Source organism: Nocardia brevicatena NBRC 12119, assembly GCF_000308495.1.
Classification (GTDB): domain Bacteria; phylum Actinomycetota; class Actinomycetes; order Mycobacteriales; family Mycobacteriaceae; genus Nocardia; species Nocardia brevicatena.
Window position 1 is genome coordinate 24,838 of the sequence record NZ_BAFU01000072.1, and the last position, 22,798, is coordinate 47,635.

22 protein-coding genes are annotated in these 22,798 nt (G+C 67.3%); 8 read left to right on the forward strand and 14 right to left on the reverse strand.

Annotation, left to right across the window (positions count from 1 at the left end; genetic code table 11):
- Positions 1-38 precede the first annotated feature (38 nt).
- Genes ON20_RS35795 through ON20_RS20840 form a run of 3 tightly spaced genes read right to left on the reverse strand, consistent with a single transcriptional unit; the run spans position 39 to position 4,804 of the window.
- Complete coding sequence (locus ON20_RS35795) at positions 39-188, reverse strand: DUF2191 domain-containing protein (RefSeq protein ID WP_086009041.1); 150 nt, start codon at positions 186-188, stop codon at positions 39-41.
- Positions 189-236: 48 nt separating this feature from the next.
- The gene (locus ON20_RS20835) at positions 237-3,602 is read right to left on the reverse strand and encodes an AAA family ATPase (protein WP_040837882.1); all 3,366 of its coding nucleotides are present in this window, start codon (positions 3,600-3,602) and stop codon (positions 237-239) included.
- Positions 3,599-4,804 (reverse strand): exonuclease SbcCD subunit D, encoded by a 1,206-nt coding sequence (locus ON20_RS20840; RefSeq protein WP_040837884.1) that lies wholly within the window; start codon positions 4,802-4,804, stop codon positions 3,599-3,601. The genes ON20_RS20835 and ON20_RS20840 overlap by 4 nt, the downstream gene beginning before the upstream one ends.
- A gap of 200 nt (positions 4,805-5,004) precedes the next feature.
- On the opposite strand from ON20_RS20840, the gene ON20_RS20845 reads away from it, so the two are divergent.
- Entirely contained in the window at positions 5,005-5,844 is an 840-nt protein-coding gene (locus tag ON20_RS20845) for a DUF6542 domain-containing protein (protein WP_040837974.1), read from the forward strand.
- Between the two features lie 87 nt (positions 5,845-5,931).
- Here ON20_RS20845 and ON20_RS20850 read toward each other — a convergent pair whose 3' ends face one another.
- Entirely contained in the window at positions 5,932-6,939 is a 1,008-nt protein-coding gene (locus tag ON20_RS20850; protein ID WP_040837886.1) for a 4-hydroxy-3-methylbut-2-enyl diphosphate reductase, read from the reverse strand.
- Between the two features lie 86 nt (positions 6,940-7,025).
- Here ON20_RS20850 and ON20_RS20855 point away from each other — a divergent pair, with 86 nt between their 5' ends.
- The 3 genes from ON20_RS20855 to ON20_RS20865 all read left to right on the forward strand — a co-directional run bounded on the left by ON20_RS20855 (position 7,026) and on the right by ON20_RS20865 (position 9,323).
- A complete protein-coding gene (locus ON20_RS20855; RefSeq protein WP_040837887.1) occupies positions 7,026-7,745 on the forward strand; it encodes a lipid droplet-associated protein in 720 nt (239 codons plus the stop codon).
- A 101-nt stretch (positions 7,746-7,846) separates the two neighbouring features.
- On the forward strand, positions 7,847-9,067 hold the full coding sequence (gene xseA / locus ON20_RS20860) for an exodeoxyribonuclease VII large subunit (RefSeq protein WP_051162997.1): 1,221 nt from the start codon (positions 7,847-7,849) through the stop codon (positions 9,065-9,067).
- 1 nt (position 9,068) lies between these two features.
- Positions 9,069-9,323, forward strand: coding sequence for an exodeoxyribonuclease VII small subunit (locus ON20_RS20865; protein ID WP_040837888.1), 255 nt, complete (start codon positions 9,069-9,071; stop codon positions 9,321-9,323).
- 33 nt (positions 9,324-9,356) lie between these two features.
- Here the strand turns inward: ON20_RS20865 and ON20_RS20870 are convergent, their stop codons facing one another.
- Positions 9,357-9,923 carry a DUF4245 domain-containing protein gene (locus tag ON20_RS20870; RefSeq protein ID WP_040837889.1) on the reverse strand — a complete coding sequence of 189 codons (567 nt, stop codon included), beginning with the start codon at positions 9,921-9,923 and terminating at the stop codon, positions 9,357-9,359.
- A 131-nt stretch (positions 9,924-10,054) separates the two neighbouring features.
- Between ON20_RS20870 and glpX the strand changes: the two genes are divergently transcribed.
- The 3 genes from glpX to ON20_RS20885 all read left to right on the forward strand — a co-directional run bounded on the left by glpX (position 10,055) and on the right by ON20_RS20885 (position 12,983).
- On the forward strand, positions 10,055-11,098 hold the full coding sequence (glpX, locus tag ON20_RS20875) for a class II fructose-bisphosphatase (protein ID WP_040837890.1): 1,044 nt from the start codon (positions 10,055-10,057) through the stop codon (positions 11,096-11,098).
- Positions 11,099-11,322: 224 nt separating this feature from the next.
- Positions 11,323-11,943: an LGFP repeat-containing protein gene (locus ON20_RS20880; RefSeq protein WP_051162969.1), complete on the forward strand. Its 621-nt coding sequence runs from the start codon at positions 11,323-11,325 to the stop codon at positions 11,941-11,943.
- 155 nt (positions 11,944-12,098) lie between these two features.
- A complete protein-coding gene (locus ON20_RS20885; protein WP_040837891.1) occupies positions 12,099-12,983 on the forward strand; it encodes an acyl-ACP desaturase in 885 nt (294 codons plus the stop codon).
- 118 nt (positions 12,984-13,101) lie between these two features.
- On the opposite strand, the gene ON20_RS20890 is transcribed toward ON20_RS20885, so the two are convergent.
- From ON20_RS20890 to ON20_RS20910, 5 genes are all read right to left on the reverse strand, one after another.
- Positions 13,102-14,502, reverse strand: coding sequence for a class II fumarate hydratase (locus ON20_RS20890; RefSeq protein ID WP_040837893.1), 1,401 nt, complete (start codon positions 14,500-14,502; stop codon positions 13,102-13,104).
- 105 nt (positions 14,503-14,607) lie between these two features.
- Positions 14,608-15,480, reverse strand: a complete 873-nt coding sequence (locus tag ON20_RS20895; RefSeq protein WP_157228928.1) for a protein kinase family protein — start codon at positions 15,478-15,480, stop codon at positions 14,608-14,610.
- A gap of 107 nt (positions 15,481-15,587) precedes the next feature.
- Positions 15,588-15,866 carry a hypothetical protein gene (locus ON20_RS20900; RefSeq protein WP_040837895.1) on the reverse strand — a complete coding sequence of 93 codons (279 nt, stop codon included), beginning with the start codon at positions 15,864-15,866 and terminating at the stop codon, positions 15,588-15,590.
- Between the two features lie 244 nt (positions 15,867-16,110).
- Positions 16,111-17,460: an RNA 5'-3' helicase PhoH2 gene (gene phoH2, locus ON20_RS20905; RefSeq protein ID WP_083865110.1), complete on the reverse strand. Its 1,350-nt coding sequence runs from the start codon at positions 17,458-17,460 to the stop codon at positions 16,111-16,113.
- A 463-nt stretch (positions 17,461-17,923) separates the two neighbouring features.
- Positions 17,924-18,193, reverse strand: coding sequence for a DUF488 domain-containing protein (locus ON20_RS20910; protein ID WP_438803426.1), 270 nt, complete (start codon positions 18,191-18,193; stop codon positions 17,924-17,926).
- A gap of 899 nt (positions 18,194-19,092) precedes the next feature.
- Between ON20_RS20910 and ON20_RS20915 the strand changes: the two genes are divergently transcribed.
- On the forward strand, positions 19,093-19,365 hold the full coding sequence (locus ON20_RS20915; RefSeq protein ID WP_040837896.1) for a hypothetical protein: 273 nt from the start codon (positions 19,093-19,095) through the stop codon (positions 19,363-19,365).
- A gap of 96 nt (positions 19,366-19,461) precedes the next feature.
- On the opposite strand, the gene ON20_RS20920 is transcribed toward ON20_RS20915, so the two are convergent.
- The 4 genes from ON20_RS20920 to ON20_RS20935 form a co-directional block, all read right to left on the reverse strand.
- Entirely contained in the window at positions 19,462-19,875 is a 414-nt protein-coding gene (locus ON20_RS20920) for a DUF779 domain-containing protein (protein ID WP_040837898.1), read from the reverse strand.
- The gene (gene adh, locus ON20_RS20925) at positions 19,875-21,392 is read right to left on the reverse strand and encodes an aldehyde dehydrogenase (RefSeq protein ID WP_040837900.1); all 1,518 of its coding nucleotides are present in this window, start codon (positions 21,390-21,392) and stop codon (positions 19,875-19,877) included. The genes ON20_RS20920 and adh overlap by 1 nt, the downstream gene beginning before the upstream one ends.
- A gap of 138 nt (positions 21,393-21,530) precedes the next feature.
- On the reverse strand, positions 21,531-21,947 hold the full coding sequence (locus ON20_RS20930; RefSeq protein ID WP_040837902.1) for a limonene-1,2-epoxide hydrolase family protein: 417 nt from the start codon (positions 21,945-21,947) through the stop codon (positions 21,531-21,533).
- Between the two features lie 51 nt (positions 21,948-21,998).
- Positions 21,999-22,724: a TetR/AcrR family transcriptional regulator gene (locus tag ON20_RS20935; RefSeq protein ID WP_040837904.1), complete on the reverse strand. Its 726-nt coding sequence runs from the start codon at positions 22,722-22,724 to the stop codon at positions 21,999-22,001.
- Between the last annotated feature and the right edge of the window lie 74 nt (positions 22,725-22,798).

The following is a 22,798-nucleotide window of genomic DNA, read 5'->3' on the forward strand; positions in this document are numbered from 1 at the left end:
ATCGATATCCGCCATTTCGGCAATTCCCCTTCGATCAGCTATTCGATCTCCTGGGCGCGGGCCACCGCGGCAACCGAATTGTACAGTGCCACACGGACGGTGCCCGATATCCCGGTGGTGCCCAAAGCATCTCGGGCAGAATCCAATAGTTCGTCGTCGATCTCGATCAACCGTTTCGTCTTCGCCATGACACCAGCACCTTTTATACAAAGGTCAATAACGATATACGCCATTTGCTAGGCGACCGTGGTGCGCAGATGGGAACCATTGCGGCCCCGGACCACGTGGAGGCGGCTGGGAATGCGCTGGCGCATTTCGTCGACATGGCTGACGATGCCGACCACGCGGCCGCCGGCGCGGAGATCGTCGAGAACGCCCATGACCGCGTCGAGGGTGTCGGTGTCCAGGCTGCCGAAGCCCTCGTCGATGAAGAGGGTGTCCAGGGCCACTCCGCCCGACTCGGCGGTGACGGTGTCGGCGAGGCCGAGGGCCAGGGAGAGCGAGGCCATGAAGGTCTCGCCGCCGGAGAGGGTTTTGGCGGGGCGAATGGCACCGGTGTAGTCGTCACGGATATCGAGGCCGAGACCGCCACGGCGTCCGCGTGGGCCGGCCTTGTCGCTGTGCACGAATTCGTAGCGGCCGCCGGACATGCGACGCAACCGGACCGAACCCGCCAGCGCGACCTCCTCCAACCGGGCGGCCAGAACGTAGGAGCGCAGCGACATGCGGCGGTTGTTCGCGCCCCGACCGGCGACCACCTCGGCCAGTGCCGCCAACTCTTCGTGCACCCGCTGAGCGGGCGCTATCAGACCCACCGCCGCCCAGAGTTGGCCGCTCAGTCCTTCGAGGCCGATCACCCGTTCGGCCGCCGCCGCCTGGGCGGCGACCGCCTCGTCCAACGCCGCCCGCGCCGAACGCACGGCACCTTCCAATTCCGGGAGGTCGGCGGGGTCGGTGGCCGCGGCCGCTTCGATCTCCGGCTCGGCCAACACCGCCTCCGCGTGGGCACGTTCCCGATCGGCGGCGAGCAGGGCGGCCTCGATATCGTCACACCGCCGCTTCGACCGGGTCGCCTCGGCGATCACCGGGGCGTAGGAGCGGAAAACGGCCAGTACGTGTTCCGGACCGACGCTGACTCGCCTCTCCTCGCGCTCGGGTGCGGCAGCCGGGGCGAAACCCCCCGCCAAGGCGAGCTTTTCGACACGGTCGGCTATGGCGCCGACCTGCTCCCAAGCGGTCCGGGCGGCGGTACGGGCATCGCGCCAGGCGGTGGCCACGGTGATGAGGGTGTTCAGGCGGGCGATACGGCGTTCGATCGCGCCATCGGCTCCGGCGGCCTTGCGCAGGCGTTCGTCCAGTTCCCGCAACCGGGTCTCGGTCGCGGCGATCCGAGTGGCGACCGAACCCCGCCGGGCCTCGCAGTCGCGCAGTTCGTCGTGAAGGCGGTTCTCGTCGGTCCGCAGCCGAGACAGTTCGGTGTTCAACTCGTCGGCGCGGGCGGCCAGGTCGTCGGCATCGTCATAGCGGTCGGTGGCCTCCCGCAGGACGGCGGCCAGCTCGACACGGTCGGTATCGCCCCCGCGGGCGGTCAGGGCCTCGATATCGCGTTCGAGTTCGGCGATACGAGCCAGCACCCGGTCGCGGGCCGTTTCGGCGGTCTGTTCCTCGGCGGCGGCCGCGTCCTCGGCTTCCTTGGCCACCGCGTTCTCCGTCGCCCGAGCCGGAGCCGGGTGGTCGAGCGAACCGCAGACGCTGCACGGTCGGCCGTCGGCGAGCCGGCCGGCCAGTTCGGCCGCCATACCGGCCAGCCGGCGTTCGCGCAGCTGCAGTACACGTTCCCTGGCGTCGAGGTGCGTGGCTCGCGCGGAATCCAGCTCGATTCGCGCCCGGTCGAGTTCGGTCCGGCGTCCGGCGAGTTCCACGGCCGCCGCGGCGGCGGCGCGCAACCGCTCGCACTCGGCCGCCAGGCCCGGCAGGGCCGCGTTGGCCTCGGTCGCCTCCCGCGTCCGTGCTTCCGCCGCGGTGATGGCCGCGGGCAGGTCCGCACGGCGGCGGCTCAGCTCTGCCGCTCGGGCGCGGAGTGCGGTGTCCTCGTCGCGCAGTCCGGCCAGCTCACCGGTCAACCGGGACGCGGTCGCCGCGTCGGAACGCACCTCCGTCACCGTGCCGAGCAGGGTGCTCCAACGTCGGATCGCCAGATCCAGGGCGGCATCCGAACCGGGTTCGGGCCCCACCGCGTCATGCCGCTCAGCGGGACCGCCCGAAGTCCCGGCGGTCCCCTGGTCGGAAACCACGTCACCGAGCGCGAACAGCGCCGGGTCATCATCGTCGGGAGGAGGCACGGAATCCCCGCGGACACCGACGCGGCGGGGTCCTCCGGCCGCCTCCACTTCTCCGGGGCGATACTCGGGGCCGGTCGACCCTGTCGATCCCGCGGCACCCGCCTCGACCGTGCCGGGGCTCCGCCCCAGCGCCCCGGGTTCGTCGGTCCTCGGGGACGCGACCCGGGAGAGAGCCGGCGACAGGACGAGTTCGACGGCCGGGATATCCGCGCTCGCGGGCTCGGCGAGCAGTTCGGTCAGTCGCGTCTCGGCGCGCGCGGCTTCGCTGTCGCGGCGCCGAGCGGTTTCGACGGCGGCGCGCGCCTCGTCGAGGGCGGTCGCCACCGGTTCGGCACGATGGGCGCGGTCGAGCTCGGCGCGGTCCGCGGCGCGCTGTTCGGCGCCGGCGGCGTAGTCGGCCAGCCGCTGTCGCGCGGCGGCCAGGCGGCGGCGGAGTTCGGCGAGCCGGCGTTCGTTCTCGGCCTGTTCGTCGGCGGCGGCCGATTCCTTGCGGCGGAGTTCGAGTTCGGCCGTGGCGGTCGCCAGCTCGCGGCGGGCGGTGGCGAGCAGGTCCTGGGACCATTCGGCGGCTTCCAACGGACCGATGGTCTCGGTGGTGCCGATACCCGCCGTCACACCGACCTGAGTGATCAGGTTCTGGACATTGCGCAGCTGGTCGGCCAGTTTGGTTTCGGAGGCACGGCGCTGATCCGCCAGCCACTGTTCGGCCGTGCCGAAGCGCTCGGTATCGAAGAGTTTCTCCAGCAGCTTCTCGCGGTCCTCGTTCTCGGCCCGCAGAAAACGCGCGAAATCGCCCTGTGGCAGCAGCACCACCTGGAAGAACTGGTCGGCGCTCATGCCGAGCAGCCGTTTGACCTCCTCACCGATATCGGGGATACGGGACAGGTTCCGGCCCCGTCCGTCCAACCACGTCAGGGTGGCCTTGGGCTGTTCGATCCGGGTGCCGGTTCCGCGCAGTTTGGGGCGTTCGAATTCCGGGCTGCGGGTCAGCCGCACCCGGCGCCCGCCCACGGTGGCCTCGAGCACCACCTGCGGCGGGGTCTGCCCGCAGGCGTGGTCGGAATGCAGGCGTTTGTCGCCACGGGCCCCGGGCACCCGCCCGTACAACGCGAAGGCGATCGCGTCGAGCACCGTGGTCTTACCCGCGCCGGTCTGCCCGTGCAGCAGGAACAGCCCGTCGGCGCCGAGCACGTCGAAATCGACGGCGGTGGGTTCGGCGAACGGGCCGAACGCGGTCATCTCCAGCCGGTGCAGCCTCATGCAGGCTGTTCCACGATGCCGGTGCGCGGGCCCGATTTCGCGGCGCGGGCACCTCCGGACACCTCGGGATCGCGGACCGAGGCGGAGATGGCGCGTTCGATCCACGCCATCTCCGCGTCGGTCGGTGTCCCGCGCACATCCGTCAGGAAACTGTGGGCGACTTCGGTGTCCCGGCGTCCCTTCACCCGCTCACGGTAGCGCAGCTCGGTATCGCCTTGGGACTGTTGCCATTCCACGTGCACCGCGTGCGGGAAACGTTCCCGCAGCCTGCGCATGGCGTCCACCGGCCGGGCGTAGTCGGTGAGGGTGGCCGAGACATAGTGCTGTTCGGCCGGTTCATGCGCCGGATCGGTGAGCAGTTCATCCAAGGTGCCGGTGATTCGGCTCAGACCGCGTACCAGCGGAAGATCGTATCGCCGCACCGCGGTGAGGCCACCGGCGTCCAAGTCCGCGATCCACACCGCCTTACGGTGTGAACTCTCCCCGAACGAATACGGAAGCGGCGAACCGGAATACCGCACCGACTCGGCGAGGATCTGCGGCGAATGCAGGTGCCCGAGCGCGACATAGTCGAAACCCATCTCGGTGAACATCCCCAACGGCACCGTCTCCACACCGCCGACCGAGATGGAACGCTCCGAGCCGGTGGCCTGGCCGCCGACGACGAAGGCATGCGCGAGCAGGACGGTCCGGGCGTGGGGCCGCCGCGCCATCTCGGCGCGGATGCGTCCGAGCACCGCCTCGAGCACCTCGGTATGCGAACGGGCCTGCGGAACACCGAGCTCGACCCGGGCCACCTCCGGCTCCAGATACGGGATACCGAAACAGGCGATCTCACCGTGTTCGTCGGCGAACAGCACCGGACGGTCGGCGTCGGCGACCGTGGTCCGCAAATGCAGTCCGCCGGCCGCCGCGAAACTCGCCCCGGCCCCCAGCCGGGCGGGCGAATCGTGGTTTCCGGAGGTCGCGACGATCCGCGCCCCGGCCGCGCGGATCGCCTCCAGTCCCCGGTTGCACACCGAGATCGCGTCCGCGCTGGGAATCGACCGGTCGTAGACGTCGCCGGGCAGCACCACCAGGTCCACCGATTCCGCGGCCACGAGCTCCGCGACGGTATCGAGGACCCGCTCCTGGTCGGCGAGCAGGTCGACCCCGTGGAAGGTTCGACCGATATGCCAGTCCGACGTATGCAGGATTCGCATGACCGCGAACTTAGGGCACCTCATCGCCGGACGCCAAGCCCCACCGTTACGACACGGCCCACCAGATTTCCCATCGATGGAGGTTCGCTACCCGTGAAGCTCACCACTGTGGGTGGTGACCACCCCGGATAGCTCCGAATCCCCGACTGACCAGCCGTGCCGTAACACCTATGCGCGTTGTGGACGATAGTGTTCACTGCGTGGCTGCTTCCCAACGTGTGCAATCCCGGGTGCCCGCGCCGCAACGTTCGGTCGTTCCGACGGTGCCGGGCATCCCGGCCGGTGCCGCGGTCGGGGTCGCGGTTGCCCTCACCTTCCTGGGATTTCTGATAGATGCCCTCGGCGGCAGCACCGAGCTCACCAACTCGTTCAGCGCGCTGTACGTACTGGGCTGTATCGCGGCCGTCTGCGCCGTGCGGTTCCGCGGGCTGTTCACCACGATGGTGTTGCCACCGCTACTGCTGTTCGTGGCGGTCCCGCTGGCCTACCGGCAACTGACCGGCAGCACCGCCTCCCTCAAGGACATCCTGCTCAACCTGGCGATTCCGCTGGTGCACCGGTTCCCGGCCATGATGATCGCCACCGCGCTGGTGCTGCTGATCGCCGGAGCGCGCATCGCGATGTACCGTTCGGAAAAGGCCGCCGAGCCCCGGCGAGGCGGCAGTCGGGGTCGTGGCCGCGACGCCGCGGAAGGACGCCCGCGGCGCACCCGCGGCGCGGCCGAGCGCCGCCCGAAGCGGCCCGAATCGGGCAAACGCGGTCGCCGTCCCGCGGACATCGAGGAACCGCCCCGACGCTCCGGCCGCCGCCGGCCCACCCCGGTCGCCGAGGCACCACCGCAGGTGGCGGCCCGTGGGCGCGATACCGCAGCGGGGCGTGGACGTGACGGGCGCGGCCGAGTCCCGCGAGGAGCCTCACTCCACTCGGACGAACCGGCGCGGGCCACGTCCGCCAAGCGGCGGGGGGAACCGCCCGTCCAATCCGCCCGGGTCCGCGAACCCGTCCGTCCGGACCGGCGCCGCAATCCCGAACCCTGGTGATCGAACGCCGCCGGACCGAGCGGGTACGGCGACGCGAAGGGACCTCGCCCCCGGAGACAATCCGGGTGGACGGCGTGGCCCGATCGCTCAGCGGCGAGCGGAGCGCAGCTCCCGGGGCAGCGCGAAAACCAGTGTCTCGTTCGCCGTGGTCACCGGCTGCACCTCGTCGAACCCGTGTTCGGCCAGCATGTCCAACACCCCGCGCACCAGGATCTCCGGCACCGAGGCGCCGGAGGTGATGCCGACCGTCCGCACCTCTTCCAGCCACGCCGGATCGACCTCGCGGGCGAAGTCGACCAGGTACGAGGCCTTGGCTCCCGCGCCGAGCGCCACCTCCACCAACCGCTTCGAATTGGAGGAGTTGCGTGAACCCACCACGATCACCAGATCGCATTCCGGGGCCATGGCCTTCACCGCGACCTGCCGGTTCTGGGTGGCATAGCAGATATCGTCGCTCGGCGGGTCCTGCAGCGCGGGGAAACGTTCCCGCAGCAGGGCCACCGTCTCCATGGTCTCGTCCACGCTCAAGGTGGTCTGGGACAGCCAGATCACCTTGTTCTCGTCACGCACGGTGACCTGGTCCACCGCGTCCGGACCATCCACCAACTGGACGTGTTCGGGCGCCTCACCGGCGGTGCCCTCGACCTCCTCGTGACCCTCGTGGCCGATCAGCAGGATGTCGTAGTCGTCGCGGGCGAATCGCTTGGCCTCCTGGTGCACCTTGGTCACCAACGGGCAGGTGGCATCGATGGTGCGCAGATTGCGCGCGGCGGCGCCGGCGTGCACGGCCGGCGACACGCCGTGCGCGGAGAACACCACCAGTTCCCCTTCGGGCACCTCGTCGGTGTCGTCGACGAAGATCACACCGCGTTCTCGCAGCGTCTCCACCACATGGCGGTTGTGCACGATCTCCTTGCGCACATAGATCGGAGCACCGTGCTTCTCCAGGGCCTTCTCCACCGTTTCCACGGCGCGGTCCACGCCCGCGCAGTACCCGCGCGGTTCGGCGAGCAGCACTCGTTTGCGGTCGGCGACGGCGGCTTCGGGACCCGCGGAGCGGGCGATTCCGACATTCAACGGTATAGCCGAGGACATGCCCACAGCTTACGTGCCGGATCGGATCGCCACCGTGTCACCGAACCTCTTTTGCACCGGAGGCCATTTCGGGCAGGCTTAGTAACATGCTTCGACCACCGTTCCTGGCCCGGGTTGCCGCCGGCGCAGCCGTCTATGTTCTGGAGGAGACCCGACGGCTACCGTCGGTGGCGGTGCGTTTCCCGGTGACCGCCATCAGCCAACTGTTGCAGACCGGTATGCACCTGCAGCAGTTCGTCACCAGCCTCGCGATCAAGGGCGATACGGTTTTCGACCGGTTCACCAACCGACCCGTCGAGCAGCCCGAGTGGGCCACCTTCGAGGAAGACCTGTCGTCCGATTCCGACAACTCGACCACCCGCGACAGCGGTTTCGACCGTTTCGTGTCCGATCCCGACGAGGTCGAGCTCGCCCTGGCCGAGACGCTCGCCGGATTACGCGCCCTGCAGAACCAGAGCAACGGCGGTACCGCCGAGGGTATCGCCGACAATCCCACCGCCGAAGCCGAAACCACCGAGACATCCGCGACAGCGGCCGCGGACCGGGACGAGAACACCGGCGTTCCCGCGGGTCCGGCGGACACCGAGGACACAGCGCCCGCTCCGGCGGAGTCCGAGCCGCGAGTGCCGGAGGTCGCCGCTCGCTTCGACTACCCGAACATGTCCCTGGCCCAGCTGCGCGGACGGCTGCGCACCCTGACCGTCGACGATCTGACCGCTCTGCTCGAGTACGAGGAGCAGACCCGCGCTCGCGCGGCATTCGTGACCATGCTCACCAACCGGATCGCCACCGTGCGAGCCCAGTGACCGAAAACCCCCGATCATCCCCGACCTCGGTCGGCCGGAGCGGCTCCGGCCAACCCCAGCGTGCCACTGCCCCGGTCAATTCCCCCGACCAGCCGTGGCCGGTGCGCTCGGTGGCGGTCAAGGTCGCCCAGTGGATCGACCGGCTCGGCAGTATCTGGGTCGAAGGGCAAATCACGCAGATGAACCTGCGTCCGGGCACGCGGACCGCGTTTCTGGTGCTGCGCGACCCGTCCGCCGATATGTCGCTGTCGGTGACCTGCGATCCGGCGCTACTGCGCGACTCCCCCGTTCCGCTGCAGGAGGGCAGCCGGGTGGTGGTCTACGGCAAACTCTCCTTCTTCACCGGCCGGGGCACCCTGTCGCTGCGGATCACCGAGATCCGTCCGGTCGGCATCGGCGAACTGCTGGCCCGCATCGAACGGCTGAAGGCGCTGCTGGCCGACGAAGGGCTGTTCGATCCGCAGCGCAAGCGACCCGTCCCCTTTCTGCCCGGCACCATCGGTCTCATCACCGGCCGCGCCAGTGCCGCCGAACGCGATGTGCTCACCGTGGCGCGTTCCCGCTGGCCGGCCGTGCGGTTCCGAGTCCGCAACACCGCCGTGCAGGGGCCTAACGCCGTACCTCGGCTCCTGACGGCCTTGGACGAACTGGACCGTGACCCGGAAGTCGACGTCATTGTGCTGGCCCGCGGGGGCGGCAGCGTCGAGGATCTGCTGCCCTTCTCCGATGAGGAACTGTGCCGGGCCATCGCGGCGGCCCGTACCCCGGTCGTGAGCGCCATCGGGCACGAACCGGACAATCCGATCAGCGATCTGGTCGCCGATCTCCGTGCCGCCACCCCCACCGATGCCGCCAAACGCCTGGTCCCCGATGCCGCCGCCGAACTCGCCCTGGTCCGTGAGCTCCGCGGACGTGCGGCCGCCGCCCTGCGCGGCTGGGTCGACCGGGAGACCCGACTCCTGAGCCAACTGCGCTCCCGCCCGATCCTGGCCGATCCGCTGCGCGAACTCGAACACCGCCACGACGAGATCGAACGCCTGCGCACAGCCGCCCGCCGCTGCGCCGAACACCTGCTCGGCACCGAGTCGACGACCGTTGCCCACCTGCGCAGTCAGTTGACCGCCGTCGGCCCGGCCGCGACGCTGGCGCGCGGCTATGCCGTGGTCCAGCGGGTGCATGGAGCCGAACGTCATGTCGTGCGCGGTATCGACGACGCGCCCGCCGGCAGTCAGTTGCGCATCCGCGTCGGCGACGGCGCGATCACCGCCGCCGCTCTCGGCACCACCCCGCGCAGCGGCACCACCGACACCGAGAGGACATAACGTGCCCGAACCCGGCACCGACCCGGCCGATGAGGCCGCCGAACTGGCCGAAATCTCCGGCTTCGGTTATGAACGTGCCCGCGACGAGCTGGTCAATGTGGTCAAGATGCTCGAACAGGGCGGCCTCGACCTGGATGATTCGCTTGCCCTGTGGGAGCGTGGTGAAGCCCTCGCCGCCCGCTGCGAGGAACATCTGGCCGGCGCCCGGCGGCGTATCGAGGAAGCCCTCTCCCACGCCGACGAGGAAGAGTCGTGAGCGTCCGCCGCGCCGTGAATACCGGTGGGCGGCCTACTTCCGCAGCGGCCGCGCCTCGGTGACGGCCCGGGCAAGGGTGGTGAAGGCGTCACCGTCGCCGGCACCGCGGATCAGAACGCGGGTATCACCGAAGTCGGTAACCCATGCGGGTTCGGTGTCCGGGTCGCCGTAGACGACCCATTTCTGTTCGCCGATCTGCTGCGTGCCGCTCGCGTAGCGGGTATCGGCGATATGCCGGACCAGCGCCTCCTCGGTGGCATTGCTCTGGCTGAGCTGCATATAGGTGCCCTGGGGAGTGATATAGCCGATGGTGCTCACCGTGCCGCCACCCGCCTCGGTGATGGTGTCGCGGCGGCCGGAGTTGGGCGCCCAGTTCGCGGGCAGTTCCGGTTCCCGGATCGGGAACGACAGATTCTCGGCGTCCGAACGCAGCGCGGCGGCGGCGTCGAAGCTGGGAACCGGGCCCTGGGTGGGGCCACCGGCGGAGAAGCTGCACTGGCTGGCCGCACCGGCGAACACCACGGCGATCAGCACCAGCGGGATCAGCGAGAGCAGCAGGTCCCGATAGTCGTGCAGGATGCGTGGCTTTTGGTACGACACGCCTCAAGTATCCACTCGGCCGCGCCGCGGGCGGCCCCGCCCCCGGTACTCGCGTACCAGGTGTGCGCCGGGAGACGGCGAAGCGATGAGACAATTGTCCGGTACGCACGACGCCAAGGAGGCACCCCGCAATGACGGCATCATCGACCGCACCGAGCCGCCGCGAGGCGCCCGATCGCAACCTCGCGCTCGAACTGGTCCGGGTGACCGAGGCGGGCGCCATGGCGGCCGGTCGCTGGGTGGGACGCGGTGACAAAGAAGGCGGCGACGGCGCTGCGGTCGATGCCATGCGGCAACTGGTCAGCTCGGTCTCCATGCGCGGCATCGTGGTGATCGGCGAGGGTGAGAAGGACGAGGCGCCCATGCTGTACAACGGCGAACTCGTCGGAGACGGCACCGGTCCCGAGGTCGATTTCGCGGTGGACCCGATCGACGGCACCACGCTCATGTCGAAGGGCTCGCCGGGGGCCATCGCGGTGCTCGCGGTGGCCGAACGCGGCGCCATGTTCGACCCGTCGGCGGTGTTCTACATGCACAAGATCGCCGTCGGCCCCGATGTCGCCGATGTCATCGATATCTCCATCCCGATCGGCGAGAACATCCGCCGCGTGGCCAAGGCCAAGAAGGCCTCGGTGTCCGACCTCACCGTGTGCATCCTGGACCGCCCTCGGCACGCCGACCTGATCCACCAGGTGCGCGAAGCCGGTGCGCGTATCCGGCTGATCACCGACGGCGATGTCGCCGGCGCCATCTCGGCCGCGCGGCCGGACTCCGGCACCGACATCCTGGTGGGTATCGGCGGCACCCCGGAGGGCATCATCGCCGCGGCGGCGATGCGGTGTATGGGTGGCGCGCTGCAGGGCAAACTGGCGCCCAAGGACGACGAGGAGCGGCAAAAGGCGATCGACGCCGGCCACGACCTCGATCGGGTGCTGTTCACCGAGGATCTGGTCTCCGGGGAGAACGTCTTCTTCTGCGCCACGGGTGTCACCGACGGTGACCTGCTGCGCGGCGTGCGCTACTTCGGCGGCGGCGCGTCCACGCAGTCCATCGTGATGCGGTCGAAGTCGGGTACGGTGCGCATGATCGACGCCTACCACCGGTTGACCAAACTGCGTGAATACTCCTCGGTCGATTTCCACGGCGACGAGCACGCCGCGCCCCCCATGCCCTGAACCGCTCCTCCCTCGCGACACTCGGCCGCCGAATTCGCTCGAATGGCAAATTCCTGGCATATGGTTCGAGGCAGGTAGTTATGCGGCAAACCCACGCGACTACCTCTTCGGCAACGCCGCGGCGAATCCTCCCAACCGTCGCGGCGTTGCCGCCACACCTCAGCCGGGCGATGAACCTGAGCTGTATCCCCCATCGCGCCGGCCATCTCGCGAGAGGACGGACAATGGATCACTTCGCTCGACGTTCGGCCGGATCCATCATCGCGCTCGCCGCCGCGGGCCTGCTCGTGGCCGGTTGCGGCGACGACGATTCATCGGTTTCCGACGCTGTCGGCTCGCTGACCTCGGCCGTTCTTCCCGGCGGCACCACACCCGGCAAGGCCGGTGAACGCACCACGGCCGAAGGCTCTCCCACGGAAACCACCGGAGCCGAGGGCACGGCCACCGGTACCGCCACCCCCAACGCCGGAGCCGGCGAAACCAAGGTCCGGATACCCGGCGGTGAGGAGATCAGCGTCTCCGGTCCGATCTACCAGAAGTACAACGAGAACGGCGGTCCCTCCGGCACCCTCGGCCTACCGGAGGGCCCCGAACAGGTCGCCCCCAACGGCGGTCGCTATCAGGACTTCACCGGCGGCAGCGTCTTCTTCAACGACGAGACCGGCACCCACATCGTCTGGGGGGATATCCGCGAAGAATGGGAGCGCAGCGGCGGCGCCGACGGCCCACTCGGCTTCCCGACCTCCGACGAGGAGAACACTCCCGAGGGTAAGAAAAGCGAATTCCAGGGCGGCACCATCACCTGGAACTCCACGGACCGTTCCACCACGGTCACCGAGAAATAGGAGCCCGCACCGGCGCCCGACACGCTCCCCCCGACACGGTCCGAGCGTCGTGGCGAACACCGCGGAGGGACGATCGACGTAACGGTGGGAATCGGCCGGACACTGCTACGGCCTGCCGACTCCCACCCCTCGCGAACACCGACTAGGTTGTGGGGGTGCAAACTCTCTTGACCGACCGTGAACTGCTGGAATCCCTCGCGGTCGAGGTGGAAATCGCTCTGCGCCGCCACGTCGACGCGGCCGTCGAGTGGCAGCCGCACGACTATGTCCCCTGGGACGACGCCCGCAACTTCGCGTTCCTCGGCGGCATCGACTGGGAACCCGAACAGTCCGAACTGAGCGAGGTCGCCAAACTGGCGCTCACCGTCAGCGTGCTGATCGCCGACAATCTGCCCTCCTACCACCGGGAACTGGGCAAACACCTGCGCACCGGCCCCTGGTGGCGCTGGGTCGGCCGGTGGACCGCCGAGGAGAACCGGCACGCGATCCTGATCCGCAACTACCTCATGGTCACCCGCGCGGTGGACCCGGTGGAATTAGAACGGCTGCGCATGGCGGAGATGACCGCCGGTTTCCGCCGAAAGCCGCTGCATCTGCTCGATATACTGGCCGCCGCCGCCCTCGAGGAGACCGCCGCGGCCATCCGGCATCGCAATACCGCGGCCCTGCGGGAAAACCCGCTGGTCACCTCGATCAGTGAGCGGATCGCGGCCGACGACGAACTCCAGGCGCGGTTCTTCGCCGAGCTCATCGGCGCCGCCTTCGAACAGGCGCCGGATCAGGCCATGCGCGCTGTCGCCGACCGGATCGCCGCCTTCCGGGTGCCGTCCTTCACCCTGCCCGACGGGCGCAGCACCGATCAGGCGTTGGCCGAGGCCGGTATCTACGATCCGGCGAAACAGGGCGAGCTGGTTTTCACGCCACTGTTGACCGAATGGAATGTGTTCACCCGCACCGACCTGGGCGAGGCCGGCGAGGCAGCCCGCGCCGAGCTGGTCTCCCATTGCGCCGCCTCCGACGGCGCGGGGTCGCGGCCCTGACGGGTCGCTGTGTTCGATTGCGCCGCCTGGCGGCTGCGCGGGGTCATGCCCGCCGGTTCGGAGACGAATGGGTGATATTCGATTGCGCTACTTCGCGGTGGGACGCGGTCGGGTGGGTTCAGTCCTGGTCTTCGACTCTGGTCATGGACAGCACGTCGAGACGTCGGTCGAGTTCCTCCTCGGTCAGCCGGTCGGAGATCAGCCCACGGTCGAGCACCGTCTGCCGGATGGTCTTCTTCTCCTTCAACGCCTCCTTCGCGACCGCCGCGGCTTCCTCGTAGCCGATGGCGGAATTCAGCGGCGTCACAATGGACGGCGACGATTCGGCCAATGCGCGCAGCCGTTCGGTCTCCGCGACCAGCCCTCGAACGCACCGGTCGGCGAACAGCCGCGCGACCGCGGCCAGCAGCCGGATGGACTCGAGCACATTGCGCGCCATCACCGGGATGTAGACGTTCAGCTCGAAATGCCCGCCCGCACCCGCGAACGCGACGGCCGCGTCGTTGCCGACCACCTGCGCGGCGACCTGGGTAACCGCCTCGGGTAGTACCGGATTCACCTTGCCGGGCATGATGGAGCTACCCGGCTGCAGGTCCGGCAGCCGCAGTTCGGCCAGCCCGGTCAGCGGTCCGGATCCCATCCAACGGATATCGTTGGCTATCTTGGTCAGGCTCACCGCCACGGTGCGCAGCGCACCCGACACTTCGACCAGACCGTCGCGCGCCGCCTGCGCCTCGAAATGGTCCTGGGCCTCACGCAGCGCATCGAGACCGGTGGCGCGCACCAATTCCGCGACGACCCTCGCCCCGAAGCCCGTCGGAGCGTTGAGGCCGGTGCCCACCGCGGTGCCGCCGATGGGCAGTTCGCCCAGTCGCGGCAGTGTCGCCATGAGGCGTTCCATACCGGCGGCGATCTGCCGGGTGTAACCGCCGAACTCCTGGCCGAGTGTCACCGGCACCGCGTCCATCAGATGGGTGCGGCCGGACTTCACCACCGTGCGCCATTCCACCGATTTGTCCAACAGCGCCAACCGCAGATGTTCCAACGCGGGAACGAGTTCGGTGATGACCGCCTCGGTGGCGGCCAGATGGGTGGCCGTGGGGAAGGTGTCGTTGGACGACTGCGACATGTTCACATCGTCGTTCGGATGCACGGTGACACCGTTGGCCGCGGCGATCGAGGCGATCACCTCGTTGGCGTTCATATTCGAGCTGGTACCCGAACCGGTCTGGAAGACATCGATCGGGAACTGGTCGTCATGGCGGCCGTCGGCGATCTCGTTCGCCGCGACGATGATCGCGTTCGCCTTGTCCCTGGGAAGCAACCCGAGGTCACGATTGACCGTGGCGCAGGCGGCCTTGAGCAGACCGAGCGCCCGGATCTGGGCGCGTTCCAGGCCGTACCCGCTGATCGGGAAGTTCTCCACCGCCCGCTGCGTCTGGGCCCGCCACAGCGCGTTCACGGGAACGCGAACCTCGCCCATGGTGTCGTATTCGATGCGGTACTGCGTCTCCTCCATAAGATCCGACCCTAATAGCGCTGTCGGGCACCTGTCTGTCGACAGACCGCACACGCTCTACGAAACCGGGGAACGTCGCCCTATATCATTGTCACGCAGAAGACATCAAGGGATCTTCTCGAGCTCCTGAAGCTCTTTCAGCCGTGCGACCGCCCCGGCGATGGCATTGGGTTGCAGACCGGCGTCTCCGAGAGCTGCCTGAAACCGAGCCATGTCCACGTTCTTCACACCCCGCAGAACTTCGGGCACAAGTGTCTGGCCCTTCTGCGCCGCGACGAAATCGGAGTAGATGGCTACCTTGAGTGGCTGTATCGATAAAGGGAACGACCTGCCATGGTCGATGGCGACGACGTCCAAGTGCGTGCCGCGATCAACCGTGCGCCAGTTCTGAGGCCCGCGGTCGAGCGCCCCGATAATATAGTCGAGAACCGCGACCTGCTGTTGTTGTTCTACAGGGTAGTCTCTCGGTTCTCTGGCGGGATCCGATTCGACGAATTGCTGAATCATTCCGGGATAGCGCTGTCTACCGTCGAGGCCGATCACACCATCGGTCCAGGCCGTCGGCGGCACCACCTTGAATCCGAGTAGTTCGCTGACTCGGTACGCCGCGATCTCCCTATTCGTGAGTGCACCGGGGGACCTCATGAAGGCGAGTGCTGGGTGGATTATTTCGCCGATGGCGGGGTTGTTTTCACCACTGATGGGTTTGAGGATATACAGCTTTCCATCATCCGAGCGGAACAATCGCACCGTGGTGGAACTCATCTCGACCCGGCCCCGAATATCGCCAGGGAATTCGGCCTGGGTGATGAGCCTGCGCGCCCGCATCGCCAACTCGACTTCGCTCGGCCGATATTTCCAGTCTCGCTCAGGGGCCGCCCGCATCGGATGCGGTGTCAGCACTGTCCTGGGCTGGTCGCGCAGACGGTCGGCCGCCATGGTATCGGTGCCATGATTACTGCGCACACCGAAACGCACGGTCTCACTGGTGCGACGGTACGTATGCCCGGCCCATCGTGTTCCCAGGTCCAACGTCCCGGTAAGACGGTGGGCAAGGTCACGCAGAACCGGTGTGACGCTGTCCCTCACTGTGGGGTTTCGTCAACCACCCGGTAGTATCCCATACCGGGCAATTGGAGCAATGCGCGCAAGAACCGCCGTCCCGTGTCGGGTCTGATCCATACAGCCGGGTCGTAAACTCTGATGCCGCGGGTGAACCACCGCTCAGCGAGCAGGCATCCGTTGGAATCGAGGACGGTGAGCGTCACGATGCCCTCGGATGTCAATTTGAACTCGGCCACCCGTCGTGGTTCCGAGGAGCCTATATCGTAAAGAGCGACCGTGGTCGGCGTGTATTCGTCCATATTCTTCGCATCCGCACGCTTTCAACCAGAATTATCCTCCACCGTTAATTATCGCAGACTCGGCGAGCTGGTGTGGCAGTTCGATAGGCCGACGGGCCGATCCGCGCAGTGGCGACTACGGGTACCGCCGATCCCGCCGACACCGGTATTCGCAGGACCGTCATATCCTGGTTCCGCTGGTGAGATACCACCGGTGGGTGGCCGACCACGGGCGAAACGCCGTGGTGGGCCACCCGGTTGTCGGTCAGACGTTGGGGCCGTATTCCTCCAGCATCTCCGTGACCAACGCGGCGATCGGCGAGCGTTCACTACGGGTCAGGGTGATATGGGCGAACAAGGGATGGCCCTTGAGTTTCTCGATCACCGCGGCGACACCGTCGTGCCTGCCGACGCGCAGGTTGTCCCGCTGGGCCACATCGTGGGTGAGTACCACCCGCGACCCGGTGCCCAACCGGCTGAGCACCGTGAGCAGCACATTGCGTTCCAGTGACTGCGCCTCGTCGACGATGACGAAGGAGTCGTGCAGGGAGCGGCCCCGGATATGGGTCAGTGGCAGCACCTCCAGCATGTCGCGGCTGAGCACTTCCTCCATCACCTCGCGGCTGGCCAGCCCGTCGAGGGTGTCGAAGACGGCCTGCGCCCACGGCCCCATCTTCTCGCTCTCGGTGCCGGGCAGATAACCCAGATCCTGGCCGCCGACGGCGTACAGCGGCCGGAACACCACCACTTTGCGCTGGGCGCGGCGTTCCAGCACCGCTTCCAGCCCGGCGGTCAACGCGAGCGCGGATTTGCCGGTGCCCGCGCGGCCGCCCATGGACACGATGCCGACACTTTCGTCGAGCAGCAGGTCCAACGCGATCCGCTGTTCGGCGGACCGCCCGTGCAGCCCGAACGCCTCCCGTTCGCGGACGAGCTGAACCCGCTTGTCCGGCGTCACCCGCCCCAACGCGCTGGAGGTCGGGCCCAGCAGGCGAATACCGGTGTGGCACGGCAGTTCTCGCGCTTCGTCCAGGTCGATCACCGATTCGCTGTAGAGCGCGTCGATGCGTTCGGACGCGACGTCGATTTCGGCCATACCGGACCAGCCGGAGGTCACCACGTCCTGGGCGTGGTATTCCTCGGCGCGCAGACCCACCGAGCTCGCCTTGACCCGCAGCGGGATGTCCTTCGACACCAACACCACATCCTCGCCTTCACCGGCGAGGTTGAGCGCGCAGGCCAGGATGCGGGAATCGTTGGTCTCGGTGCGGAAGCCCACCGGTAGCACCGCAGGATCGGTGTGGTTCAACTCCACATGCAGCGTGCCGCCTTCGGTACCGATCGGCAACGGCTGATCCAGTCGTCCGTGCTGCACCCGCAGGTCGTCGAGCATGCGTAACGCTTCCCTGGCAAACCAGCCGAGCTCGTGATGATGACGTTTGCCTTCGAGCTCGCTGATAACAACCAGCGGCAGCACCACCCGGTGCTCGCCGAACCGGGTCACCGACCACGGGTCCGATAACAGGACCGAAGTGTCGACAACGAAGGTCTTGGTGCCTTTCTCGAGGGAGCGAGAGATCGCCGTGGAAGCGGATACGGAGCGTGCAGCAGTCACGGTAGGCTCCTATCGTCTGCGCGGCACCCACACAGACAGTCTCGCTGGGCCGGTCGGTCCTGATGGTGTCGACGCGAACGTCAACCACCATGAGGGCCGGGTGCCGGCCCCTTCGTACTGAGTTGCTCAGTCACGGTCAGGACCTCCCGAACGAGCCACACCGACGCGGCCCGCCACATCGAAACTACCTGCGTTTGGGTGTGACGCGCCCGGAGACGGGAAACCGTGTCGGTGAATTCGTCGTTAACGACTCGATGTCGACCGACGTTTCCGCTGATCAGCGCCTGTTATCGAGCAGTGACCGGCAAAGTGTGAACTGGCGATATTTCAGCGAAGGATTTCGCCTCGCTCACTCGCGCAACCGGTCGAGCAGTACCGGCAGGTGGCTGCGCTCCGGTTCCTTCACCGCCGTCAGCAAGGTGACCGGCGGATCGTTCGCCGCGAGTTCCCGCAGCCGTCCCAGCTACTCCCGCGCCGCGGAACCGGACAGCTCATCGGTATACCGATCGGCGAACGCATCGCGCCGCCCGTCCGAGTCCGCATGAAACCAGCGCCGCAACTCGGTGGACGGTGTGACATCCTTCGCCCACTCCTCGATCCGGGCCTCGGACTTCTTCAACCCACGCGGCCACAACCGGTCGACCAACACTCGGTGCCCATCGTCCGTGTCGGGCTCGTCGTAGACGCGTTTCACCCGGAAGCCACGCGGTGGCGTCACCGTTTCATCACCCATACACCTATAGCAGCACAACATCACCGGACGTGGTAGTGCCGCGCAGCGGCGATTCCCAGCCCTCGGCGGATCGGACAGAACCAGCTCGAGCACCCCTTTGCGGGAAGCTTCCCACCATGCGCCGGGCCAACTCGCGCGACGCCTGGATTCTGGGGGCCAGCGTTGTTGATCGGTAGGAAATTGGCCGATGCGTGTCGGGCGGTCCGCGATCGTCTGTCCAGAAGTTCACAGCAGCCGGTGGGACCGCATCGGACAAATCCTCAGAGTTCGGTAGCGCCCGGGCACGCGACGCGGCCAACGCATTCGGAGCCGAAGACGAAGACTCCGAGAAAATAGCCGGTGCGACCTGGAAGGAGAGGACGGCGAACCGCCGGTGACGACGACCGAGGCCGACCCTCGGAGCGGCCGATATGGCGGTCTCGCATAACGTTGCTCGTGGCCGCGACCTCATCGATGAGCTCGATTATTCCCAGATCGTCCGACGATGAAACTCGGGTTTGCGAGCCGGGAAACCCGGTGCAGTGCGGAATATCCCTGGCAGAAAACAAAATCCGGTGGGGTCAACAGTCGACTCCACTGTCCGGGCCCTTCGCTCGCGCTCTCCGGACCTCGGCCGAATGAAGAATGAACTCACGTGACCCCTCCGGCGAGAGGGCACGAACGAGTTGACAAAATGGGCTACATCCGAAGAACCCGCTCCTGGGTTTTACCGATAGCCTTACGCGCATCGATCAGGCACTTGCGTCGCGTAAACGCATCATATTCATCGTGTAATGCGATCTTCGAGTGCATCCGGCTGCCCTGCGAAGGTCTGTACCTGGAGCCCTGAAGTGATGAAGCACACGGCTTTCGACCGGAAGTACCCTGGACACCGAGCCCGTACAGATTAGAGTCACGCTATGGGCGGTAACGCAGAGCTCGAGAAACTCTCCTCCAAGGAGCTGCACGACCGGGCGGTCAAGCAGGCCGTGCGCCACGCCGATATCAAGTTCCTCTGGGAACTCCTCACCCGTATCCCCGCCGCCGAGGCGACCGCGGGGCGGGTGGGTGAGAGTGAAGCCGATATCAAATGGGTCGTCCCGCTCATCGACGACTACATCCACGCCGGTGACGGGGAGCTCGCGGATGCGCTGCGTCCGTTCTACCTCGACTACCTGACCGGCCGCTCCTGAGCCGCCGCACGGCCTACAGCCGGTGCGCCGATTCGGCGGGCCGATATGACAGCCGGGGGTGGTGCCTGCCGCGCTCGTCATGCGGCAGGCACCCGCTCATTCGGCGACCGCGGCCCCGGTCGGCGGGGGCGGCGCCGCATCCAATACGGCGGACTCCTCGTCGGTGAACAGCCGGGAACGGATGAGGAACCGGACCCCTTCCGGCGCCTCCAACGAGAACCCGCTACCCCGGCCGGGCACTACATCCACCGTGAGATGGGTGTGTTTCCAGTATTCGTACTGGTCGGCATTCATCCAGAACGGCGTATCGGCGTCGACCCGACCCAACAGCACATCCGAGGCACCCACCCGGAACTCACCGCGCGGGTAGCACATGGGGGAGCTGCCGTCGCAGCACCCGCCGGATTGGTGGAACATCACCGCTCCGTGCCGTTCGATCAGTTCGCGCAGCAGCCGCGCCGCCGATTCGGTGAGTTCCACCCGGTTCGGTCCGGAGGACGGTTCCGTCATCAGAAGAAACCGAGCTTCTGGGGCGAGTAGCTGACCAGAAGGTTCTTGGTCTGCTGATAGTGGTCGAGCATCTTGGCGTGGTTCTCCCGCCCGATACCGGACTTCTTGTATCCGCCGAACGCCGCGTGCGCCGGATAGGCGTGATAGCAGTTGGTCCACACCCGGCCCGCCTTGATTCCGCGACCCAGCCGGTAGGCGGTGTTGCCGTCCCGGGTCCAGACACCGGCGCCGAGACCGTAGAGGGTGTCGTTGGCGATCTTCAGCGCCTCTTCCGGGGAGTCGAACCTGGTCACCGCGACGACCGGGCCGAAGATCTCCTCCTGGAAGATCCGCATGTCATTGCTGCCGGAGAACACGGTGGGCTGGATGTAGTAGCCGTTCGGGAAGACTTCCACCTTGCGCGGGCCGCCGCCGGTGAGCACCTCGGCGCCCTCCTGCACACCGATATCGATGTAGGACAGGATCTTCTCGTACTGATCGTTACTGGCCTGCGCGCCGATCATGGTCTCGTCGTCGAGCGGGTTGCCGCCCTTGATGGCCTCGGTCCGCGCGATACAGCGTGCCATGAACTCGTCGTAGATGGACGAGTGGATGAGCGCGCGCGACGGGCAGGTGCACACCTCGCCCTGGTTCAGCGCGAACATCACGAACCCTTCGACCGCCTTGTCGAGGAATTCGTCGTCGGCGGCCATGACATCGGGCAGGAAGATATTCGGGCTCTTACCGCCCAGTTCCAGGGTGACCGGGATGATGTTCTCGCTGGCGTACTGCATGATCAGCCGCCCGGTGGTGGTCTCGCCGGTGAATGCCACCTTGGCCACCCGCGGGCTCGAGGCCAGTGGTTTACCGGTTTCCACGCCGAACCCATTGACCACGTTCAGCACGCCCGGCGGCAGCAGATCGGCGATCAGCTCCACCACCTTCATGATGGAGGCCGGGGTCTGTTCGGCGGGTTTGAGCACCACCGCGTTGCCGGCCGCCAGCGCGGGCGCCAGCTTCCAGGTGGCCATCAGGATGGGGAAGTTCCACGGGATGATCTGCCCGACCACGCCGAGGGGTTCGTGGAAGTGGTAGGCGACGGTGTCGGAGTCGATCTCACTGATCCCGCCCTCCTGGGCGCGAATGGCGCCGGCGAAATAGCGGAAGTGGTCGACGGCCAGCGGCAGGTCGGCGGCCTTGGCCTCCCGGACGGGTTTGCCGTTTTCCCAGGTCTCGGCCACCGCAAGGGCCTCGAGGTTCTCCTCGATCCGATCGGCGATCTTATTGAGGATATTGGCGCGCTCGGTGGTCGAGGTGGCACCCCAGGCGTCGGCGGCGGCATGCGCGGCGTCCAGGGCGAGATCGACGTCGGCGGCGGAGGAACGGGCCACTTCACAGAATTTCTCCCCGTCGATCGGGGACGGGTTGTCGAAGTACCGGCCTTCGACCGGGGCGGTCCATTCACCACCGATGAAATTGTCGTATCGGTCGGCGTAGCTCACGATGCTGCCGTCGGCTCCTGGCTTTGCATAGGTCATAGCGCTTGCTCCTGGCGAATCGAAGACTGATACCCACACTCCGTTATAGGTGATGTGGATCACTTCGATAATGCCCCACCGGACAACTACTCGAAGAAGAACGCCCGATCGCGCCGGGCGGGCGACCGTACCGTCACCTCATCGGCCCAGCACCGCCCGCACCAGACCGACCACCGTACCGCGCAGGAAGTTCTCCCAGCTGAAATGGTCGTGCCACAAGATGATTCGGCCGTCCCGCAATTCGAAGGTGCCGGCGACCCAGAAGGAGATACGGACCGGGCCGAAGCGCAGGATATCGGTGCGGTCGGTGAGCACGATATCGCCCTGAGCGGCGATATGATGCATTTCGGCGGCGAATCCGAACCGATCGCGATTGAGACCGCGCAGCAGTTTGGCGACCCGGTCGAAGCCGCGCACATCCGGCAGCGAGGTGTTCTTCCAGACGATATCCGGATGCACCAGCTCCAGCGCCTCGGAGACCGCGCCCAGTTCCATGGCGTTGAAGAACTCCCGCACCGTGGTGCTCGCGTCCTGATCCACGTCCTTTTCGGTCATGAACCGAGGGTAGGCCAATCTCGACCGACCGGGTGTCCGATCGCCGGGCGGCTAATGCCCACGACGATCGATGAGCGCCTCCAGACCGTCGAGGATGCGGTCGATACCGAAGTTCAGTGCGTCGTCACGAGCCGATTCACCGGCGGATTGTTCCCGCATGGCCGCGGTCACCTCGGGATAGCGGTCCCCGGCGGCCACCATCACCTCCGCCATCTGCCCGACCAGACGTTCCTCCAGTCCATCGGTGCCACCGACCCTCATCTGCTGCACCAGACTCCGCACATGGCCGTTGAGTACGACGACGGTGTCCAGCCGCTCCGGGCCGGTGAGCGGCGTCGCGGCCAGCGCACCGAGCGCTGCCTCCAGCCATCCGAGTTCGTGCGGGCCCATGGGGCGGACACCGGTGGATAGTTCCAGCGTCCACGGGTGGGCGCGGTAGCGCCGGAAGATCTCCTCGGCCCAGGCGCGCAACCCGGCCCGCCACGGCGCCTCCTCGGAAACCGGTTGCGCCGCGGTCAGGTCCGGTGGCGCCCCCATCGCCGCCTCCAGCATCAGCGCGGCGAGTTCGGCCTTGCCGGGGACATACCGATACAGCGACATCTTGGTGTAGCCGAGACGTTCGGCCACCCGTTGCATCGATACCCCGCCCATGCCTTCCGCGTCGGCCAGTTCGATGGCCGCGCCGACGATGGCTTCCGTCGACAGCGAGGGTTTCGGCCCGCGCCGCGGCTGCCGCCCGGTACCCCACAGCAGCTCGACAACGCTCGGAGCAGGCATCGCAGCTCCCTTCCGACCAAATGGGTTGACGTCGAAACTGTGTCTACCATACGCTCTTCTGCGTCCGCTGGAAA

Coding starts and splice junctions, on each gene's coding strand:
- ON20_RS20910 (WP_438803426.1), bottom strand. CDS start 18,193: ATGGGTGATGAAACGGTGACGCCACCGCGTGGCTTCCGGGTGAAACGC.
- ON20_RS20915 (WP_040837896.1), top strand. CDS start 19,093: ATGGGCGGTAACGCAGAGCTCGAGAAACTCTCCTCCAAGGAGCTGCAC.
- ON20_RS20850 (WP_040837886.1), bottom strand. CDS start 6,939: ATGTCCTCGGCTATACCGTTGAATGTCGGAATCGCCCGCTCCGCGGGT.
- ON20_RS35795 (WP_086009041.1), bottom strand. CDS start 188: ATGGCGAAGACGAAACGGTTGATCGAGATCGACGACGAACTATTGGAT.
- glpX (WP_040837890.1), top strand. CDS start 10,055: ATGACGGCATCATCGACCGCACCGAGCCGCCGCGAGGCGCCCGATCGC.
- adh (WP_040837900.1), bottom strand. CDS start 21,392: ATGACCTATGCAAAGCCAGGAGCCGACGGCAGCATCGTGAGCTACGCC.
- ON20_RS20890 (WP_040837893.1), bottom strand. CDS start 14,502: ATGGAGGAGACGCAGTACCGCATCGAATACGACACCATGGGCGAGGTT.
- ON20_RS20855 (WP_040837887.1), top strand. CDS start 7,026: ATGCTTCGACCACCGTTCCTGGCCCGGGTTGCCGCCGGCGCAGCCGTC.
- ON20_RS20920 (WP_040837898.1), bottom strand. CDS start 19,875: ATGACGGAACCGTCCTCCGGACCGAACCGGGTGGAACTCACCGAATCG.
- ON20_RS20835 (WP_040837882.1), bottom strand. CDS start 3,602: ATGAGGCTGCACCGGCTGGAGATGACCGCGTTCGGCCCGTTCGCCGAA.
- ON20_RS20900 (WP_040837895.1), bottom strand. CDS start 15,866: ATGGACGAATACACGCCGACCACGGTCGCTCTTTACGATATAGGCTCC.
- ON20_RS20840 (WP_040837884.1), bottom strand. CDS start 4,804: ATGCGAATCCTGCATACGTCGGACTGGCATATCGGTCGAACCTTCCAC.
- ON20_RS20930 (WP_040837902.1), bottom strand. CDS start 21,947: ATGACCGAAAAGGACGTGGATCAGGACGCGAGCACCACGGTGCGGGAG.
- ON20_RS20880 (WP_051162969.1), top strand. CDS start 11,323: ATGGATCACTTCGCTCGACGTTCGGCCGGATCCATCATCGCGCTCGCC.
- ON20_RS20935 (WP_040837904.1), bottom strand. CDS start 22,724: ATGCCTGCTCCGAGCGTTGTCGAGCTGCTGTGGGGTACCGGGCGGCAG.